Source organism: Oscillatoria sp. HE19RPO (assembly GCF_024220515.1).
GTDB lineage: Bacteria > Cyanobacteriota > Cyanobacteriia > Cyanobacteriales > Laspinemataceae > Laspinema.
In genome coordinates this window covers 1-19,780 of sequence record NZ_JAMXOT010000231.1, presented here as the reverse complement: position 1 = coordinate 19,780, position 19,780 = coordinate 1, and the positions used below count along the sequence as shown (strand labels likewise).

The window sequence follows — 19,780 nt, the reverse complement described above, 5'->3', positions numbered from 1 at the left end:
GGCTGGAGTCGAATCGCCATGAGCGCTTTTATTCTGGGGGAGTCGCTGCGCATTCACTCCCAGCGGGGACCTTGGGGTTCCTAGGGTTAAACTGGCTATGTATGTTCGAGAATTTTAGGGTAATGGTTCAAGGGGTTGAGATCCCCAAAGTCAAGGGAATCTTTTTAAGAGTTTAGCAGTCTGAAAAGCAGATTGAATGATTGAGACAACATCTTATTCTAGTAGATACTATGGGCGAACAAGGTGCATCAGAAATTAACCAGATTAATCCTCAAGATAATTCAGGATATAAAGCCGATCTATTAATCGTAGATGATGTGCCTAATAATTTAAAATTATTGGTTAATTTATTAAGAAGACACAACTATAACGTTAGGGCGGTAACGAACGGCTCGCTCGCCTTGCAATTTGTTGAAATGAAACAGCCAGACCTAATTTTTTTAGACATTATGATGCCGGAGATGGATGGATATGAAGTTTGTCAAAAACTGAAAGAAAATCCTCAAACCCAGGATATTCCTATTATATTTTTAAGTGCGCTAACCGAAGGATTTGATAAAGCAAAAGCTTTTAAATCCGGGGGAATTGACTACATTAGCAAACCGTTCCAAATGGAAGAAATTCTGGCGCGGTTAGAAACCCATCTCTCTCAACGGGCACTCCAAAAGCAACTTCAAGAAAAGAGTAAGCTCCTAGCTCACCAAAACCTCCAATTCCAAGCCGAAATTAATGAACGAAAATTATTAGAGGAAAAACTGAGGTCCGCTGAGGAGAAAATGCGGGCTGTTTTTGAGGCAATGACTGATATTATTGCCTTAATTAGTATTCAAGAGGGGAATATTAGTAATCTGGATATTTTACCCAGTAATTGGATGCGTTTATATCAGCCCGATTCCGACATTGTAGGGCAAACGATTGAACAGTTGTTTTCCCCAGATACGGCAGAAAGCTGGTTGAATATTATTGGTCAAGTGTTAGAGAACAGAGAAACTTTGCATTTTGATTACTGTCTTACGGCTCATGGTCAAGAAATGTGGTTTTCGGCAGCCGTGTCTCCGGTGCGGGAAGATACGGTGATTGTGGTAGCCCGAGATATTAGCGATCGCAAGCAAGCAGAAGAAGCCTTAAGAATCGCAGAAGAACGATATCATAGTATCGTAGAAAATGCCATAGCCGGGATTTTTCAATCCACGGTAGATGGACAGTATTTGAGCGTCAATCCGGCCCTGGCGAAGATCTATGGCTATGATTCCGGGGAAGAATTACAACAGAGTTTGAAAGATATCAACACCGAACTCTATGTCAATCGCGATCGCCGCCAAGAATTTATAGAGGCAATCGCTGCCAACAATTCAGTCTCTGGATTTGAATCAATGGTTTATTGTAAAGATAAAAGTATTATTTGGATTTCTGAAACGGCCCGGGCAGTGAGAGACTCCAATGGTAATATTCTCTATTATGAAGGCATTGTTTCCGATATTACTGAACGCAAGTTAGCCCAGGAAGCACTCAAATATCAACAAAATCAAACCGAAACCCTCCTATTGAATATTTTACCCCAACCGATCGCCACTCGGCTGCAAAAAGGAGAAAATCCCATTGCTGACCACTTTGAAGACGTCAGCGTAATTTTTGCCGATTTAGTGGGATTTACGGAATTTGCAGCCAATCGATCCCCCAAAAAATTATTAGAATTGTTAAATAAAATTTTTTCACGGTTTGACAAATTAGCACAACACCATAAATTAGAAAAAATCAAAACCATTGGAGATGCCTATATGGTCGTCGGGGGATTACCTGTTCCCTGTGCCAATGCTATCTTTGAAGTGGCTCAAATGGCCTTGGATATGCAAGAGGAATTAGCCCAGTTAAATCAGCATACTGGACAAACCTTTCAACTGAGAATAGGGATTCATATTGGTCCCGCCATTGCCGGAGTGATTGGCATGAGCAAATTTATCTATGACTTATGGGGGGATACGGTTAACACCGCTTCAAGAATGGAATCCAGCGGATTGCCGGGGAAAATTCAGGTGACTGAGGCGGTTTATGAACGGTTAAAAACCCGATTTGAATTTGAACAACGGGGGCTGATTTCTGTAAAAGGCAAAGGAGAAATGCTCACCTATTGGCTAGTCGGGAAGCTGGGTTAATCCAGGGGTCCACAATCTCCCCGGGAAACCCGGATCTTTCTTCCAGGCGGCTGCCTGGATTTTTCTTTGGGGGTGGTACTCTAGGGCCAAAAATGATCCGGCTAGTTTATTGTAAAATCCATGCTAGACTTCAAGTCGATTCACAGGTGAAAACACAAAGGAGAGAGGGTTGGCAGCCAGGAACTTGTCCGGTGACCCCCTAAATCTGACCGAAAGCAAATAAACTAATGGGTGATCGCTTTTGTCACTTTAGAAACGTTCCAATTTAAGCCGATCAATTGTAGGGGAAGAAAAATTGAAGCCGAATCAGACAACTGGAGTAAACTATCGGGGTATCACCGGATCCATTCTCCGGGCGATTCTCCTTTGGAGACGCTTCGCGAACGCCGATCGCCACTGGCGTAAACTCGCTAAATTTGTGGGATTGTTTTCGATCTGTGCTCTTTTGGCGATTAGCTGTGGAGATCGCCCCGAAATGAACCAGAATACCGACCCCACTCGGATCTCCATTGGCACCACCGCCAAAATTAGAACCATCGACCCTGCCGATGCTTATGAAAATGCAGCAGGAATGTTACTGTACAACCTAGGCGATCGCCTCTACACCTACGAAAGCGGCACCACCACCCTCAAACCTCAACTCGCCACGGCACTCCCCGAAATCAGTCCCGATGGAGTCACCTATACCATTCCTCTGCGTTCCGACGTGGTTTATCATGACGGCACTCCCTTCAATGCCGAAACCATGAAATTTTCCCTGGAACGATTCATGGAAAATGGCGGGGCTCCCTCATCCTTATTATCTAATATCGTTGAATCGGTACAAGCCAGCGGTGAATATGAAATAACCCTTCAGCTTAAACAGCCCTTTGCTGCCTTTCCCGATTTGTTAACCTTCTCCGGGTTAGTCGCTGTCTCTCCCACCGCCTATCAAATTGGAGCCGGTCAATTTAAACCGGATACATTTGTGGGAACCGGACCTTATAAATTGGTCAGCTATGGAACCGATACTATCAAGTTAGATGTATTCGAGGATTACTGGGGAGAAAAACCTCTCAATACCGGCATTGATATTCAACAGTTCTCTAGTCCTGCTAACGTTTATAACTCCTTCCGTCGGGGGGCTGTAGATCTGACCTACGGGACATTAGACCTGGATCAAATTAGCAGTTTACAAAGACAAGCCCCTGGCCAAGGTTGGCAAGTGATTTCTAATCGCAGTAACGGGATTTATGTCTTAACCCTGAACATGAAAGATGAGGCATTAAAAAAACCGGAAGTGCGACAGGCGATCGCCTCTATCATTGACCGTCCCCTCTTGCAACAGCGGATTTTTCAAGGACAAATGGAACCGCTGTATAGCTTGATTCCCACCACCTTAGAACGGTATTATCAGCCCGTCTTTCTCAATAAATATGGGGATGGGAATTTTGACCAAGCCAAACAACTCCTCGCGCAAGCCGGTTACACCCCTGAGAATCCTTTGCAACTTCAGTTGTGGTATCGGTCGAATCTTCGCACCAATGCTGATGTCGCCACCACGATCGAAGCCTTAGCTGAACAGGAATTAGGGGGAGCGATTCAAATCGAACTGCAAAGCGTTGAAGCTGCCACCGCTTACAATAATTTGGATAAAGGCGTGTATTCCATGTTTATCCTAGATTGGACCCCGGACTTTTTCGACCCGGATAACTATATGCAGCCGTTCCTTTCCTGTGCCACCGGGTCCGTCGAAACCGGATGTGAAGAAGGTGAAAGCAAATTGTGGGGTTCTTTTTACTATAGCGATCGCGTCAATCAATTAATTGCTCAAGAACGCCAAGAACAAAACCCTGAAACTCGCCTCCAAATTTTTACCGAACTCCAACAAATTCTCTCCGAAGATGTGCCATTTATTCCCCTTTGGCAAGGAAAAGAATATCTCTTTGCTCGTCCGGGACTCCAAGGCGCGACCCTCGAATCGACTCAAGCCGTGCCATTTTGGACCTTGAAAAAATAAAGTCTATCATGTCCATCATGGGATGCAGGGATGCTGGAGTTTTCCTAAACTTCTCATCCCTCCACCCGTTACTCAACCCTAGCATCTCACTTATCACCCATGTCCCGTTCAAAAGCGCTTCAATCCTATATTCTCCTGCGGTTGCTACTAGCACCCTTGATGCTATGGACGATCGCCACCTTGGTCTTTTTGTTGTTGCGGGCCACCCCAGGCGACCCCATTGATGCCATTTTAGGCCCCAAAGCACCAGAAATTGAAAAAATCCGGTTGCGAGAACAACTCGGCTTAGGCGCACCCTTGTGGTTACAATACCTCCGTTTCATGGGAGATTTGCTCAGGTTAGACTTAGGCACATCCCTCACCACCCGAGGACAAACGGTGTGGGAAATCGTCGGTCAATATTTCCCCGCCACCTTAGAAATTGCCGTGGTGAGTATGGCTGTTGCCTTAATTGTCGGCATTGGAGTGGGGGTAATTTCTGCCTCTAATCCCAATACGGGATGGGATGTCGGGGGACGAATGTTTGGCATTATCACCTATTCCCTGCCAGCATTTTGGGTGGGGATGATTATGCAGTTAATTTTTAGCGTGCAACTGGGGTGGTTTCCCGTAGGCGCACGTTTTCCCAGTACCCAAACCCCACCCTCGGGACCGACAGGACTGTATCTAATTGATAGCTTGTTAAGTGGAAATCTCGGGAATTTTTTCACCACTTTGCACTATTTGGCCCTACCTTCTTTGACCCTAGGAATTCTAATTAGTGGGATTTTTGAGCGGATTGTCCGGGTGAATTTGAAACAAACATTACAGGCGGATTATGTAGAAGCGGCTAGAGCCAGAGGGATATCGGAAACTCGAATTGCGATCGCTCATGCCTTAAAAAATGCCATGATTCCCGTGATTACGGTGATGGGATTGACCTTAGCGGCCCTTTTAGGGGGAGCAATTTTAACTGAAGTGACCTTTTCTTGGCCCGGATTAGCCAATCGACTCTATGAGGCGATTTCCTTACGGGATTATCCCACAGTTCAGGGAATTGTCGTCTTTTTTGCCGGGATTGTGGTGATTGCCAGTATTGGGATTGATCTGCTGAATGCTTACATTGATCCGCGCATTCGCTATTAGAGAAAAAGGGGAGCATCTCAATTTGGCAAAGAGACCTAATACGGAATCCGCTTGTCAAAAGTCCGTTTTCTCTTCAGCCCGCGCAGGCGGGCTTCGTCTGCGAGTGCCCCACCCTTGAGGGTGTGGGTTTTTATAGACCTTTTAGAACCGGATTCCGTATAAATTCTCCTTTGAGGCCAAATTGAGATGCTCCCGATAAAAAGCCACTCCAGAAACCAGGTTTCTGCGACTATTGTTGACAATTGAACCCGATTGAGGAAAGGAACCCGGTTTCTCAACCTTTACCCAGGACTAAGAAACCGGGTTTCTGAATGGCTTACGCTGAAAATCCCAAAATAGGAAATTAATTAGAACCATTACCCAGTTGTTGTAAGAAGCGATCGATGCGACTCACTGCCGGAAAATTTCCCTGTTGCCGGAATAAATCTCGGGCGGTTTGTAAAACGGGAGTCGCTTCCTGGGGATGGCCTTGTCCCCATAAAACTATTCCTAAATTGCCATAAGCTTCTGCAAAATTGGGGTTAATTTTAATGGCTTGTTGATAGGCAGATATGGCGTCTGGGATTTCCCCGAGATTGACTAAAATATTGGCCATATTATAATAAGCTTTATCATAGTTCGGCTGGAGACGAATGGCTTCTTGATAGGCAGCGATCGCCGCATCGAACTCCTGTTGTTTTGCCAAGGCATCGGCTAAATTATAATGAGCGGTAGGTAATTGGGAATTTGTAGCAATGGCATTTCGGTAGGCGGCGATCGCCTCGGAAATTCGCCCCAGATTCACTAAGGCAACTCCCAGATTGATTTGCGCTTCGGTAAAATTAGGATTAAGCCGAATCGCTTGCTGATAAGAAACGACTGCCCCCTCTAAATTCCCCTCATCCTGAAGTCTTGCGGCTTCGCTGTAATACCGTTCCGCTTCCGGAAATTCCTCCATCCCCTGCGCCACCCAAACGACCCCTGGGATTGGAGAGATCGCGAAATTCTCTCTCAGGGAGGGTGCGATCGCTTGCACCTTGGGGGTTATCCCCAAACTCAGCAAGATTGCCACCCCGACTGCTTGTCCGTAATTCCTGTTACTCCACATGGATCATTCCCCATACCCTCGACAGTAGATCAATCTGTTTATTTTTTTAAGTTTAGCGAATCCATCCAAGGGTTCTGATGTGCCTGGGTTTGAGGGGATTTATCCCGGAAATCGGGCGATCGCCTGACCCCTAGGCGAGAATCTCTCGGTATGCCGCGAGGGTTTGCTGGGCGATCGTATCCCAATCGTAATGAGTCGCGGCATACCCTTGACCCTTCTCTCCCCGCTTCTGACACTCCTGGGGATTAGCGACTGCCTCCGATAACAACTGCGCCATTTCCTCTACCGTCCCATTTCCCACCCAACCTGCACCCGCTTCCAAAACATCCTCCCAGATATAAACCCCCCGAGAAATACAAACTGCCGTTCCTGCTGCCATTGCCTCCGCCACCGCAATCCCAAAGTTTTCATAATAAGACGGCAGCACAAAAATATCCGCTGCCTGAAGCAATGATACTTTAAATTCTCCCCGCACAAACCCCGGCAACATCGTACAATCTGCCAAAGCAGAGGCAGCAATTTGCGCTTTAATTTTTTCCTCATACTCTGGATCTTGCGGATTACTTCCTGCTAACACAAAATCAAACTCTAACCCTTGGGCAAGTAACTTTTCTAATGCCGGTAACAACACATCCAATCCCTTTTTGGGTTCAATCCGCGACAGAAATAAAACGAGGGGTCGATTCCCTGTGATTCCCAATTCCTCCCGAATCTTTTTCCCTCGTTCCTGCCGTTTCCCCGGAGTCAACTCCCCATCCAAACCCGGTAAACTCACCCCCAAAGGAATGATTAAATCCCGGGTTTTTACCCCAAACCGTTCTGAAATTTTCGCCTCTTCTGCACTCGTAAAATGAATCGCTGCCGCCCCCGCTAAATTTCCCCGTTCCCACAATGTCGTATAAATCTGCTTCAGTTGTTTTTTCTTCCGCAAATCTGCCGGATCTAGAGTTCCTAACGGACGCAAAATATAAGGAATCTTCCGCAGTCTCGCCACCGTCGCCGCCCCAGAAATCACTGGAGAAAATAGGGCGTGTAAATGGGCAATATCATACTCATTTCCCTGTCGAGATAACCACTGCAATAAATCCATAGAAAATTTATAACGACGAAAGGGAGAACAGGGAAAATAGCGGATTTGATATCCATCCTGTTCTACTGGGCAATTCAGGGGAACATCTAAGGGCGCTTGTCCCACATCTCCATTAGAATTAGTGGTTAATATGGTTACTTCTGCACCTTGTCTTGCCAGGGCTGCCGACAACCCCAACACCATTTGACTCGGCCCTCCATAAACCAGGGAAATAGACGGAATAATTTGTAAAACTTTCATCTAATTAACAGAAGAATTTGCTATTTTTATTGATAGTTTTGAGAAAAATAGAAGGTAAATTATAACTGTAAAAAACGCTACAATTAAAATATCTAAACCGTCCTAAATTCTCGTTCCTAGGCTCTGCCTAGGAATGCTCAAAAGGAGGCTCTGCCTCCTAACTCCTACTCCTCCAAAATGGTCTGATAAAATTCCAACTGTTGTTGAGCAAGCGCCTGATTGGTATAATGTTCCATTGCCCGTTGATAACCGCGAACCGCCAATTCCTCCGCAAATAAAGGGTTATCCATCAGTTTAGATAGGCAATCTTGCAACCCTGCCACATTTCCTTCGGGAAACACTAATCCAGCATCTTGAATCACATTGGGAATTTCCCCTGAATCCGACCCAATAACCGCAACTTGACAAGCCATTGCTTCAATTAAAACATGACCAAATTGTTCTTTCCATCCCGCTGAGGTTAGGGTTTTAAACTTGTCAGTAGTTTGGGAAGGAAGCACCAAAACATCCATCAAATTAATATAACCCTGGACCCGATCGTGGGGAACGCTTTCAATCCAAATTAGCCGATTTTCTAGGTTAAATTCTGTAGCTTTTTGCAGCAGAGTCTCTTTTAAAGGACCACGCCCTAATAACAGTAATTTCCAAGGTTTATCGGCTAAATGGGATAGAGACTGGAGTAAAGTGAGTAATCCTTTTTCTTCCACAAATCGACCGACAAATCCGACGACAAATTCCTCCGGTTGAATGGCGAGTTGGGTGCGGAGTTCCGGTTGAGGGTGGGGACGAAAGAGGGTTTCATCAACGCCGAGTTGAGGCATGATTTTGAGGGGACCGGAATAGCCGCGATCGCGCAAAATTTCCGCCCCATCTTGATTGCCGACAATAATGCCATCGGTATGGCGCAAATTATAGGATTCTAAGACAGAAACCGGGAATTTTAATTGATAGGGGAGATTCCACCAAGTAAAGAATAGATTTTTGGCTTTTAATCCCAGCAATCGATTGAGGGTGATAAATTCCGAGTAGGCGATCGCCTTCGCACCCTGTTCCACTTGAATAATCTCTGGACGCCACTGCCGCAACAGAGAAATCAAATCCGCCCCAAAGGTCAACAATCCTTGATTGTTCTGGCTAAAATTGGAAATTGGCACCACTCGAAACGAACCTTCTTCTAGGAATTGGGTTTCGATGAGTTGATTTTGAACCCCACCGGGACGCCATCGCCGAGGAACTACCACGGTAACCTCAATATCGGGAGCAAGTTGAGCCAGTTTTCGTAACTTTTCCCGGTTTAAATCAACAATATAAGTATGGCTGGCAACTAGAATTTTCACAGCATCTACAATCTCTATGATATTTACAATAAATTGATAGGTCAGGTTTTTTGAGAATGGGCTAGTTCATCCTGTTGGCTGTAAATTTGTCCATCCTGAAAGCTTGATTGCAGAACTGTGCCAACGGCATTGAAAAATCCCAGGGTATAGAACCACCCGCGCACGAGGGTTTTAATCGGCGAACCACTTTTGTTGCAAGGGGGATGACCCAGAACATGGCAGTCGAATAAGCGAGCAAAAAATCGCAGACATTGGGAGAGGGTGAGATTGTTTAATCCCAGGAGAAAATGGTTGTGATAGAAGGTGATTTGGTAGCTGATTGAGCGAGTGCTAATATCATGACAGCCGCCGGTTTCTTCTCCTAAATGAATTAAGTGAGCATCCGGTTCATACCAGATTTTGTATCCGGTTTGTCGCAACCGCAAGCAAAAATCCGACTCTTCTCGCACGGCACTGCCTCGGAAGCGTTCGTCAAAGTGTAATCCGTACTTGTCAAAAATCTCGCGACGGAAGGACATATTACAACCGCGAACGGAGAGGACTTGTTGAGGTTTGACGGTATGCACCAGGTCGATATAATACCAAGCAATTCCTGGGTCCATTGCTTCTGGAGGTAAATCCTCGATGGTTAAACCGCCACCGGAGTCGGCGAGTTTCATGCGATCGAAAACCCGACCGGCGATCGCCCCGATTTCTGGGTTATCCAGGTAATTGCGAGCATGAGCGTGTAAAAAACCCGGGGGAAGTTGAACATCATCATCCAGAAATAGAATAATGGCTCCTTGCGATCGGCGCACGGCATAGTTGCGAGCCCCGGGTAAACTCGCCCAATCCAGGCGCAACCACTGAATGCGATTAGATTCGGCGAGGGATTGGAGATAGGCATCGGTTTCGGGTTCATGGGTGGGGGTTTGATCCACCACCAGGACCTCAAAATCCGGGTAGTCTTGTTGGAGGACATCGGCGAGAGTCTCTCTGAGTACCTTTTCCCGGTTGTAGGTGGGAATAATCACAGAAATCGAGGGCAAAGACATGGAGTTAAGGGTTGAACGGTTAGAGTTTAGAGGAGTTGAAGGCGATCGGCAATGGAATCAGGCGGTTTAGAGGTCGGGTTTATTTCTTTTTCTGTTTCTTTTTAGAGGACCCTTTATCAGCGAGCAACCCGAGTTCCTCCGCTTCGAGTTTTTCCTGGGCCACCTCTCGGTCGAGGTCGGGCAGCTTGAACAGCAACCCAGCAAACACCCAATAATAGACCGCAACTGGGTCTACATCCAGAGGATAATAGTAAGTGTTATAGCTGATAAACAAGATAAACACCCAATAGGATGCGCCATAACCTCGGAGATTTTTATCTTTGACAGACCGATAGGTTTTAAAGGCGAGATAGGTCAGAGTCGTCACGAAAATCAGAAACCCGATTACTCCCACCGGGCCAATTTCATAGAGTAATTTAGGATAGTAGGTTTCGATGAGCTTCGTCTCTCCGAACATCCGAGCGGAGTTGGTAGCTCGACCTAAACCATTCCCAAAAAATCCAGCCTGTCCTTTTGAGGTAAATTCTGCTTGGTGGGCGATAAAATCTGTAGGTGGAGAGGCATTCCAGCGGCTGACAAAACTATCGACCCGTTCAGTAACCACCTCCGGGAAGAGTGCCATCGCCCCAAATCCCAAGATGGAGAGTCCGACGGCGATGGGAATAAATCGTTTCAGATTGGTGATTTGACCCGTGACGACTAGGAGAATAACCGTCATGAAGGGGACAATGGCTAACGCAATTCGTTGACCGGAGATCACTGAATTGACAAATACTAAGGCCATTCCCAGGAAACTGATGATCTTCCAGATTAAGGAAGGATCGTTAAAGGCTGAGGCAAAGGTAAAAAAGATATTGGCAATTAGGAACCAAGCCCACTGCCAGGGGGCGACAAAGGTCCCGGGTAAGCGAATCATGTTCACCTCGGGACTAAACACCAGAGAACCTCCCACTAGGCATTTAGCTTCGAGGGTGGCTTTAAATAAATCTGCGCCCACATAGCCCCTTGTACCCGGACAGCGACCCGAGGAGAGGAGCCAATACTGAACAACACCCAGTCCACAGCAGATCACGGCTAGAACGACATGGGTGCGCGTCAGCCACAGAAATTCCTTTTTATTACGGATCAGATAATAACTGCATCCGATTAAGGGAATATAGCCGAGGAAGACTTTCAGACCCAGTAGTCCCATTGGGAGGGGCTTGCCATCGGGTTTGGGGCCAAACTGTTGAGCGCCGTTGACAAACAACAGAGTCATCAGGCAGACCAACAACAGAATGTTCATGGCTGGACCCAGTTGGGGGGGAATTAAGAAGGGGAGTTTTTTGCGCTTGATCTCCTGATACAGGGCGATCGCCCCGGGAATGTAAAACCCATCTTTAGCCAGTTGAAAGATGGCATTTCCCCCGCCAATCCAGTAGGTAATGGTCCCGGAGAACGGCATATAGATGAGAAAGCCCCACATCGCCAACCGGGGGTATTTGTAGGATAGTAATAAAACCGCAACTCCACCGCCTCCTGCGATCGCTAACTTCAGGTCGGCGACAAAAAAAAGTAGGATCCCGATCGCCACACCCAGACCTCCATAGGTCTGAAACGATTGAATCATCGCTTTGCGTTCGCGCTCAACTTTCTTTTGTTGGGCAGCCAGTTCTTTTTTACTCACAGAAGGCGCTTGTGCCTCCTGATTGGTTTGGGACTTTTTCTTAGATTTTTGCTTGTTTTTTAACATATTCCGATGGTGAATCTTCCCCAGGAATTAGACCCTCGAACCGCAGGGCCTTTCTACGGACAATCACACAAACCCAACTAATCATTTCTTATTGATAACATCAAATCCACTCAGGCGGCTATATCTAGCTTCCGGGAGTGGCGATCGCACCCATCCCCAGGCAGCTCTTAGGGCTTCGGTGGACTCATCAGGCCCAATACATGATGAAAACTGACTCCTATTCGCGATCGGAATCTACCCGGAAACCCTACTCCCTAGACTTTTGGAAAAAATCATCCCCCTCTCTCAAGAAGAAAATCAATCAATCTGACAAATAGCGTCACGATTTGCCGTCACTAAAAGTTTTGTTTAAAAACTTCTCAAAAAATATAAAAAGATGGGTGATTTGACTCCTAAACCTCACGGGGGAAATTCTGCACCTAATACGGATTCCGGCATTCAAAGGTCTATAAAAACCCGCACCCGTTAACGGTGGGGCTCCGCTCAATCCGCGAGTGTCCCACCGTTAACGGGTGTGGGTTTTTACCGACCTATCCCAACCGGATTCCGTATCACTCCATCTTTCCCTCCCAGCTTCAACTTTAGCCCGTTGTGACTAGCATCACCTAACCTCGTGCGTCAAGTCACGGCAACACTTCTTAACATTGCGTTACATTTATTTACATAAGACACCGAGGAAAAACGAAATGTACACCAGCACTGACGAAAACGGCATCCTGAACAACTTTGCCACCGAACCCAAGATGTATCGAGCCGAGTATCCCTCTCCTGAGCAACAAAAGCGCTACCTTGCTTACGGTGCGGCCTCCGCTTTACTCGTAGCCTTGACGATTTTTACCGCAGTCGCCATCAGCTAATCTACAAAGGTTAATGAAGAGTGGTTTATATACCACACTTAACCGCATGAGTCAAGTTATGGCAAGACTTCTTAACATTCAGTTACATTAATTTACATAAGCCCCCGAGGAAAAACGAAATGTACACCAGCACTGACGAAAACGGAATTCTGAACAACTTTGCCACCGAGCCCAAAATGTACCGCGCCGAGTATCCCTCTCCTGAGCAACAAAAGCGTTACCTTGCTTACGGTGCGGCCTCCGCTTTACTCGTAGCCTTGACGATTTTTACCGCAGTCGCCATCAGCTAATCCTCAAGTTTCGATTCAACTCTCCTCTATTAAGCGCCCCTACTGGTTAGGGGCCTTTTTTTTAGGCTGGTGGAAATTGTCAGCGATCGCCTGTTCCCGTAAGATGGCAACTAGCGGCACTTACAACAAACCACCGTTTATGACTGAGACAATTTTTAGTAAAATCATCCGTCGGGAAATCCCGGCAGATATCGTTTATGAGGATAACTTGTGCCTCGCCTTCCGAGATGTCAATCCTCAAGCGCCGGTTCATGTCTTGGTAATTCCCAAGGAACCGATCGCCAAATTATCCGATGCCGAATCAAACCATCATGCTTTGATGGGTCATTTACTCTTAACCGTTAAGCGCGTCGCCGAACAACTCGAACTCAAAAATGGCTATCGGGTGGTGATTAACTGCGGTGAGGATGGGGGTCAGACGGTGAATCATTTACACCTGCATCTTCTCGCTGGACGGTCCCTAGGTTGGCCTCCCGGATGAGGCGACTGTAGAGTTCCCTCAATTCTAGGGGCAATTTACCAATTGCCCCGATCGCTAGACAATGGTTTTGAGACTATGAGCCGCTTCATTGAGCTTTTGAATCCCTACTTTGGTTTGGGTAATCCCACTAGCGGTTTGGACTGCGCCTTGATTAAGATTATTCATCGCTTCAACCACTTCTTGAATGGCGATCGCTTGCTGTTTAGCCGTTAACGAAATTTGTTGATTGTTAACCACCACCTCATTGACCGCTGCTAGGGAATTTTGTTGATTTTGCAACACCACTTCATTAATCGCTTGGACAACCCCCTCCGAGGATTTTAAAACGATTTCCTCGATCGCCTCAGTGACCTTCATAAAAGCATCTGCCGTATCTCGGGACAATTCGATGCTAGTTTCGGCAGTTTTGCGCCCTTCAGCAGTCACCATCACCGTAGAATTAATCGCACCCTGAATCGCAAACACCAACTGATTAATCTTCTCGGCAGATTTTTTACTTTGGTCTGCCAGCTTTCTAATTTCACTGGCAACCACTCCAAACCCTTTCCCATGTTCTCCGGCGCGGACCGCTTCTACTGCTGCATTCAGAGAGAGCATATTGGTTTGATTGGCCAGATCGCTGACCAGATTGGTAATCGAACCGATTTGATTGGTTTGTTCACTCAAACGGAGGATTTGTTCGGCGATCGCCCCGACTTTTTCTTTTAAGATAGACATTCCCTCTAAAGTCCGGCCTACGGTTTTGTTTCCACCTTCGGCTAAGGTGAGGACCTGACGGGACCCCTGGGCGGAAGACTCGGCTAAGGATAAGACATCTCGCGCACCCACCACCGATGATTCCGCTAATCCTAAGATTTGACGGGCATTTTCCGCAGCCGACTCGGCTTGTTCGACGGTTTGCGCCGAAGAAACCCCTAGTTGATGCATGGTGTTCGTGGTTTGATGGGCAGAAGAGGCTTGATAGCTGGCACTGCGTTCTTGTTGTTCCACCGTGGCCGAGATTTCGTTGGAAGAGGTGACGATCGCATTAACCGTTTCATTAATAGTTCGATTGGTGTTGGCGATCGTTGACCAAATCAAAGAAGCAGCCACAGTCCCCAAACACAACGTTAATAAGGTCGTTACAATTGCCGAGGCAATCAAAAATTGGATAATCTCCTGGGCTTGGTCTGTATAGTCATCCAGAATCTTTTGCTCATTATCATTAAAGGTTTTTCCTAGGTTATCCAACCTTCCCACGAGGGTTTTAGACTCTCGCAAGTAGAGCGTGACGGCTTCATCATGTTTGTTTTCATTTTTTAATTCAATCGTCCTCAGAGACATCTGATAATAATCTTGTCCTGTCAGAATCATGGATCTAAAAAGTTCTTTCTGTTCCGGATCTTGGATCAGAGGCTCTACTATCCTAGCGGCAGTATCATACCGTTCTTTTTGGTTACTAAATTCTAATAAAGCATCTTCGCCCTGGATGAGTAAATATCCCCGAACTTGCCGCGCCATCAAGGCCGTACTTAAAACCATCTCATCGGTGTAAGATAAAATTCTTTGGGCTCTATTCACTTCACTAAATTTGTGAGATATTTCACCCATTACGGAATACACAAACCCACTAAATACCACAATTAAGAAGACTGGAATTGAAAAGCCTAAAAAAATGCGGCCCCTTAACTTCAAATCTGTGAACATGGGGAAAGTCTCCTTCAGCCAATGGCTCCTATCTTTTATCCTAAAAATATTGTAGACTACCCCCCGGGACTTAGACAGGGAGTCGAATCTTTTTGAAGTAAAGAGGAAAAACCATAAACTTAACCCAATAGGTGGACCTACTTAGGAAAAAAATAGTGTACACACAGGCTGTCTCTCTGTAAAAAAATTATTTCATTTTACCGGAGAAAATGAAATGAAATATCCGAAATATTACTTAGACCAAAGCATTCAAATTTTGGGCAGTTTCATTTAATTTATGAATGCCGATTTTGGTTTGATTAATACCGTTGACGGTTTCTGTGGCACCTTGGTTGAGGTCATTCATGGCGGTAACTACCTGGTTAATGGCGACTGCTTGCTGTTTGGTGGTCAAGGAAATTTGCCGAGAGTTGAGGACTACATCATTAATGGCATTGAGCGACGCTTCTTGATTGGTCAGAATTACGTCATTGATCGCTTCTGCAACCTTAGAAAATGCGTCGGAGGTTTCCCGAGAGAGGGTGATACTTTCCTCAGCTTTTCTTTTGCCATCTTCAGTAACCGTGACCGTTGAATTAATGGCGGATTCTATATTAACGACGAGGGTACTAATTTTTTGTGCGGAGGTTTTACTTTGGTCTGCCAGTTTACGAATTTCTGTGGCAATGACGCTAAATCCCTTACCATTTTCTCCGGCACGAACCGCTTCTACTGCCGCATTGAGAGCCAACATATTGGTTTGTCCGGCGAGATCGCTGACGAGACTGGTAATGTTGCTAATCTGGTTGGTTTGTTCACTCAATCGGAGAATTTGGAGAGAAATTGCTTCTACTTTGTCGGTTAAGACTAACATTCCTTCTTGAGTGCGTTCCACGGCTTGGATGCCGCGATCGGCGAGGGTTAAGACTTCTTGAGCGCCTTGTACTGAAGATTCTGCAAGCTGTAAGACTTGATTGGCGTTGTTTTCGGAGAATTGGGCTTGCTCGGCGGTGAGGGTGGAGGAGGAGCCTAATTCGGTCATTGTGGCAGTGGTTTCGTTAACTGAGGTGGCTTGTTGAGAGAGGGTGCGTTCATGTTGCTCGACAGTGGAAGCAATTTGGCTAGATGCGGAGGCGATCGCATTGGTTTCTTGGCGGATAACTCGGGCAATACTAGAGGAAATAATGAGGGCCACTCCCACCGCAATGCCGACTAATAATAAACAGCCCAGGGTAATCCATATCACGAGGGCTTGTAAAGTTCGGGTAGACTCCTCATTTTCTGCTAACAACAAAGTTTTTTGCTTGGCTTCAAACTCGTCGGTCAGTTCTTTAAATCGAGTCACTAATTGGTTGCCTTTTTGAGTAGACCAGAGGGCTATTGCCTCCTCTTTTTTCCCGGCATCATAAAGGTTTCTTACCTCAGTAAAGAAGGTGATGTAGTTTCTCGTTAAGTCAATCATCTCCAGAATCACTTCTTGATCTTCGGGAAGTACATAAAGTTCCTTTGCATCATCCACGAGGCGATCAAAGTCGCTGACTGCGTTATAATATCGGTTGAGATATTCTGGATTCCCGTTCACGAGATACCCTCGGGGCTCTCTCACTAGCCCTAAAGCGGTGCTGGTGATATCATTTAAGGTCATGAGTCGGGCTTGAATCAATTCCACATTTTCAAAGGACCGACTGACTTTTTGGGAGGATGCATAAGTAACGATCATAAATCCGGTGATGGCAAGGGCGATGGGGATGCCATATCCTAATACCATCTGATTTCGGAGCTTTAAATTAGCAAACATAGTCTGTGATTTTCCTTTTTTAATACAACAAATAATGACTTGATTTCAAACTTTGAGTCATTGCTGCATTGACCTAAAAAGTAAAAATGCACTAGCTAAATACGTTTAGAGCTGTGATCAGTCGAGTGAAGTGCAGCTACATCCCCGGCATCCAGTCATGATGGGCTTAAAACCACTCCCTCATCAAGGGTCAATCCTTCGGTCAGCCATCTGGCTCAAGGTTGCATGATTTTACTGCCGATCGTTACTCGATTTCAGACCCCTAATTTTCTAGCGTTCAGCCGACTATAAAACCCCAGTACAATTGGGATAGACTGTCAACTCAATCCGCCTTAATTTCCCGATTTAACCCGCATTTACACTCCATATTAATTATTGCCCAAAATCGGGAAAGATATCCCAACCATTCAGGATAGTTTACAATTCGCATTATCTTTTAACAATTTTTTAGAAAGTTTTTTTGTTTCTACCCACTCAAACCTCGTTACAGTCCCTGTTCCCCAGGAAAGACTCGGTTGGATGCCCCGGATTGTGGGCTGCCTGAATCCTCTGTTTTCCAAGCCCCAGTTGATGCCCTGAAGCGCTTATAATTTATCTCTGATTGGGGATAAATAATTCAGGATTGTTGATACCCCCTTACAGCGTCTGACTTCCGAGGGAATCAACCCCATCTCAACTGGGGGAGAGAATTACCCAGTCCTGTACTTCGATAGGATATTAGCTAAAGCATTCCTAACTGTCCCTGAAACTAGAGCCCAATGGCGATCGCAATTGATTTTGGAACAAGCAACACCGTTATCTCCCGCTGGAATAGTGCAACCCAGCAACCGGAAACCCTGAAACTGCCTGGATTATCCTGGCAGTTGGGTCAAAATCCACCCTTAATTCCCAGCTTACTCTACGTCGAAAATGCCACCCGAAAACAAGTGGCGATCGCGCAACAAGTCCGCGATAAGGGTCTGGACCTCAAAACGGACCCCCGGTTCTTCCGTAGCTTTAAACGCGGCATCGGCACCGATATCCAAGGGTTCCTCCCGGAACTCGATGGCGAAATCGTCACCTTTGAAAAAGTCGGGGAATGGTTCCTCACCGGACTCGTGGACTCCCTGCGCCAAATCCCACTTCCCGTAGACTCCTTAATCCTAACCGTTCCCGTGGATAGCTTTGAAGCCTATCGCCACTGGTTGGGACAAGTCTGCCAATCCCTGCAAGTCGAACAAGTCCGGATCATCGATGAACCCACTGCTGCTGCCTTGGGATATGGACTCACCGACGGCGAAAACTTGCTCGTTGTAGACTTTGGGGGTGGAACCCTGGATTTATCCTTAGTGCAACTGGATAAAACTGCCGGGAAACAACCCCTAGGATTTCTCCTCAAATGGGGGGATAAACTATTTGCAGAAAGTTCAGGACAAAAAGTTAAAACCGCTCGGGTTTTAGCCAAAGCAGGCAAAAATTTAGGCGGCACTGATTTGGATAATTGGTTGGTCGATTATTTTGCCGAAACTCAAGGCATGGCAAAAACCCCCCTAACAACCCGCTTGGCAGAACGCTTAAAAATTCAACTCTCTTTACAAAAACAAGGGAAAGAGGTTTATTTTAATGATGAAACATTGGAAACCTATTCCTTAGAATTAGACCGCAGTGGGTTTGAGGAAATTCTGGCCCAACATCAGTTTTTTGAATCTTTAGATGATGCCATGAATCAGGTGAGTCAACAAGCGCGGCGTCAGGGATTGGATTTTGCTGATATTGATGCGGTGTTGTTGGTGGGGGGAACGGCACTGATTCCAGCGGTTCAGAATTGGGTCAAACAATATTTTGATGAAACCAAGATTCGGTGCGATCGCCCATTTGAAGCGGTTGCTCAAGGTGCCCTGCAACTGAGTCAAGGGATAGAAATCAAAGATTTTCTCTATCACAGTTACGGCATCCGCTACTGGGACCGGCGCAATCAATGCCATAATTGGCATCCGTTGGTGCGGGAAGGACAACCCTATCCCATGAGTGAACCTGTGGAATTAATGCTCGGTGCATCCTTGGAGAATCAGCCGAGTATTGAGTTAATTATTGGGGAATTAGGAGCAGATACGGGGGGAACCGAGGTTTATTTTGATGGCGATCGGCTGGTAACTAAGCGATTGGAAACCGGCAAAATAGCCGTGCAACCCCTGAATGATAAAGAGGGGGCCCGAAGTATTGCCAAGCTCAATCCTCCGGGACATCCAGGGAGCGATCGGGTCAAGGTGTTATTTCAAGTGGATGAACAGCGCTTTTTGCGAATTACGGTGGAAGATTTATTCACCAATCAAATCCTGTTAGAGGATCAAGCTGTCGTTCAATTGAGTTAAATAATAGAGCGCTTCCCCAACTCATGAGGGACAGATTGGGATCAGGAGTGCGGTGATAAATCCGATGTGGAGCGTGAGCAAGATGCTCACACTCCAGAAGAACGACTAAAGTCGTTACTACGAACGGAAGAAATATTTTCCAAGTTTGTAGTAACGACTTCAGTCGTTTCCCAATTCATGCCAACAGAAGAACGACTAAAGTCGTTACTACGAACGGAAGAAGGATTTTCCAAATTTGTAGTTTCCAGATTCATCCTTTACTCAGGGAGAACGACTGAAGTCGGTACTACGAACAAAAGAAGGATTTTCCAAGTTTGTAGTAACGACTTCAGTCGTTTCCGAATTCATGCCAACCGAAGAACGACTGAAGTCGGTACTACGAACAAAAGAAGGATTTTCTTAGTTGGTAGTAACGACTTCAGTCGTTTCCCTATTCATGCCAACCGAAGAACGACTAAAGTCGTTACTACGAACAGAAGAAGGATTTTCTTAGTTGGTAGTAACGACTTCAGTCGTTTCCGAATTCATGCCAACCGAAGAA

The 19,780-nt window shown here is 46.1% G+C and carries 15 protein-coding genes; 7 read left to right on the top strand and 8 right to left on the bottom strand.

The features are described 5' to 3' along the window. Nucleotides 1-230: 230 nt before the first annotated feature. The 3 genes from NG833_RS20335 (at nucleotide 231) to NG833_RS20325 (ending at nucleotide 5,277) form a co-directional block, all read left to right on the top strand. Nucleotides 231-2,153: an adenylate/guanylate cyclase domain-containing protein gene (locus NG833_RS20335; protein ID WP_254567097.1), complete on the top strand. Its 1,923-nt coding sequence runs from the start codon at nucleotides 231-233 to the stop codon at nucleotides 2,151-2,153. A 358-nt stretch (nucleotides 2,154-2,511) separates the two neighbouring features. Next, nucleotides 2,512-4,152 (top strand): ABC transporter substrate-binding protein, encoded by a 1,641-nt coding sequence (locus NG833_RS20330; RefSeq protein WP_375293933.1) that lies wholly within the window; start codon nucleotides 2,512-2,514, stop codon nucleotides 4,150-4,152. Between the two features lie 99 nt (nucleotides 4,153-4,251). Next, complete coding sequence (locus NG833_RS20325) at nucleotides 4,252-5,277, top strand: ABC transporter permease (protein WP_254567096.1); 1,026 nt, start codon at nucleotides 4,252-4,254, stop codon at nucleotides 5,275-5,277. Nucleotides 5,278-5,620: 343 nt separating this feature from the next. On the opposite strand, the gene NG833_RS20320 is transcribed toward NG833_RS20325, so the two are convergent. From NG833_RS20320 to hpsL, 5 genes are all read right to left on the bottom strand, one after another. After that, entirely contained in the window at nucleotides 5,621-6,364 is a 744-nt protein-coding gene (locus tag NG833_RS20320; RefSeq protein WP_254567095.1) for a tetratricopeptide repeat protein, read from the bottom strand. A 130-nt stretch (nucleotides 6,365-6,494) separates the two neighbouring features. Beyond that, the gene (gene hpsP, locus NG833_RS20315; protein ID WP_254567094.1) at nucleotides 6,495-7,694 is read right to left on the bottom strand and encodes a hormogonium polysaccharide biosynthesis glycosyltransferase HpsP; all 1,200 of its coding nucleotides are present in this window, start codon (nucleotides 7,692-7,694) and stop codon (nucleotides 6,495-6,497) included. A gap of 164 nt (nucleotides 7,695-7,858) precedes the next feature. Beyond that, nucleotides 7,859-9,031, bottom strand: coding sequence for a hormogonium polysaccharide biosynthesis glycosyltransferase HpsO (gene hpsO / locus NG833_RS20310; protein WP_254567093.1), 1,173 nt, complete (start codon nucleotides 9,029-9,031; stop codon nucleotides 7,859-7,861). Between the two features lie 41 nt (nucleotides 9,032-9,072). Further along, nucleotides 9,073-10,065 (bottom strand): hormogonium polysaccharide biosynthesis glycosyltransferase HpsN, encoded by a 993-nt coding sequence (gene hpsN / locus NG833_RS20305; RefSeq protein WP_254567092.1) that lies wholly within the window; start codon nucleotides 10,063-10,065, stop codon nucleotides 9,073-9,075. Nucleotides 10,066-10,144: 79 nt separating this feature from the next. Further along, the gene (gene hpsL / locus NG833_RS20300; protein ID WP_254567091.1) at nucleotides 10,145-11,797 is read right to left on the bottom strand and encodes a hormogonium polysaccharide biosynthesis protein HpsL; all 1,653 of its coding nucleotides are present in this window, start codon (nucleotides 11,795-11,797) and stop codon (nucleotides 10,145-10,147) included. Between the two features lie 686 nt (nucleotides 11,798-12,483). Here hpsL and psb34 (NG833_RS20295) point away from each other — a divergent pair. From psb34 (NG833_RS20295) to NG833_RS20285, 3 genes are all read left to right on the top strand, one after another. Next, nucleotides 12,484-12,654 (top strand): photosystem II assembly protein Psb34, encoded by a 171-nt coding sequence (gene psb34, locus NG833_RS20295; protein ID WP_254567090.1) that lies wholly within the window; start codon nucleotides 12,484-12,486, stop codon nucleotides 12,652-12,654. A 119-nt stretch (nucleotides 12,655-12,773) separates the two neighbouring features. Further along, nucleotides 12,774-12,944, top strand: a complete 171-nt coding sequence (psb34, locus tag NG833_RS20290) for a photosystem II assembly protein Psb34 (protein ID WP_254567090.1) — start codon at nucleotides 12,774-12,776, stop codon at nucleotides 12,942-12,944. A 139-nt stretch (nucleotides 12,945-13,083) separates the two neighbouring features. Further along, complete coding sequence (locus NG833_RS20285; protein ID WP_254567089.1) at nucleotides 13,084-13,425, top strand: histidine triad nucleotide-binding protein; 342 nt, start codon at nucleotides 13,084-13,086, stop codon at nucleotides 13,423-13,425. Between the two features lie 54 nt (nucleotides 13,426-13,479). Here NG833_RS20285 and NG833_RS20280 read toward each other — a convergent pair whose 3' ends face one another. After that, nucleotides 13,480-14,985, bottom strand: coding sequence for a methyl-accepting chemotaxis protein (locus tag NG833_RS20280; protein ID WP_254567088.1), 1,506 nt, complete (start codon nucleotides 14,983-14,985; stop codon nucleotides 13,480-13,482). A 361-nt stretch (nucleotides 14,986-15,346) separates the two neighbouring features. Further along, the gene (locus NG833_RS20275) at nucleotides 15,347-16,888 is read right to left on the bottom strand and encodes a methyl-accepting chemotaxis protein (protein ID WP_254567087.1); all 1,542 of its coding nucleotides are present in this window, start codon (nucleotides 16,886-16,888) and stop codon (nucleotides 15,347-15,349) included. A 758-nt stretch (nucleotides 16,889-17,646) separates the two neighbouring features. Between NG833_RS20275 and NG833_RS20270 the strand changes: the two genes are divergently transcribed. Further along, nucleotides 17,647-19,239, top strand: coding sequence for an Hsp70 family protein (locus tag NG833_RS20270; RefSeq protein ID WP_254567086.1), 1,593 nt, complete (start codon nucleotides 17,647-17,649; stop codon nucleotides 19,237-19,239). Between the two features lie 86 nt (nucleotides 19,240-19,325). Here the strand turns inward: NG833_RS20270 and NG833_RS20265 are convergent, their stop codons facing one another. Beyond that, complete coding sequence (locus NG833_RS20265) at nucleotides 19,326-19,493, bottom strand: hypothetical protein (RefSeq protein ID WP_254567085.1); 168 nt, start codon at nucleotides 19,491-19,493, stop codon at nucleotides 19,326-19,328. Nucleotides 19,494-19,780: the final 287 nt, after the last annotated feature.

Coding starts and splice junctions, on each gene's coding strand:
- NG833_RS20335 (WP_254567097.1), top strand. CDS start 231: ATGGGCGAACAAGGTGCATCAGAAATTAACCAGATTAATCCTCAAGAT.
- NG833_RS20325 (WP_254567096.1), top strand. CDS start 4,252: ATGTCCCGTTCAAAAGCGCTTCAATCCTATATTCTCCTGCGGTTGCTA.
- NG833_RS20320 (WP_254567095.1), bottom strand. CDS start 6,364: ATGTGGAGTAACAGGAATTACGGACAAGCAGTCGGGGTGGCAATCTTG.
- hpsP (WP_254567094.1), bottom strand. CDS start 7,694: ATGAAAGTTTTACAAATTATTCCGTCTATTTCCCTGGTTTATGGAGGG.
- hpsN (WP_254567092.1), bottom strand. CDS start 10,065: ATGTCTTTGCCCTCGATTTCTGTGATTATTCCCACCTACAACCGGGAA.
- hpsL (WP_254567091.1), bottom strand. CDS start 11,797: ATGTTAAAAAACAAGCAAAAATCTAAGAAAAAGTCCCAAACCAATCAG.
- psb34 (WP_254567090.1), top strand. CDS start 12,484: ATGTACACCAGCACTGACGAAAACGGCATCCTGAACAACTTTGCCACC.
- psb34 (WP_254567090.1), top strand. CDS start 12,774: ATGTACACCAGCACTGACGAAAACGGAATTCTGAACAACTTTGCCACC.
- NG833_RS20285 (WP_254567089.1), top strand. CDS start 13,084: ATGACTGAGACAATTTTTAGTAAAATCATCCGTCGGGAAATCCCGGCA.
- NG833_RS20275 (WP_254567087.1), bottom strand. CDS start 16,888: ATGTTTGCTAATTTAAAGCTCCGAAATCAGATGGTATTAGGATATGGC.
- NG833_RS20270 (WP_254567086.1), top strand. CDS start 17,647: ATGGCGATCGCAATTGATTTTGGAACAAGCAACACCGTTATCTCCCGC.
- NG833_RS20265 (WP_254567085.1), bottom strand. CDS start 19,493: ATGAATCTGGAAACTACAAATTTGGAAAATCCTTCTTCCGTTCGTAGT.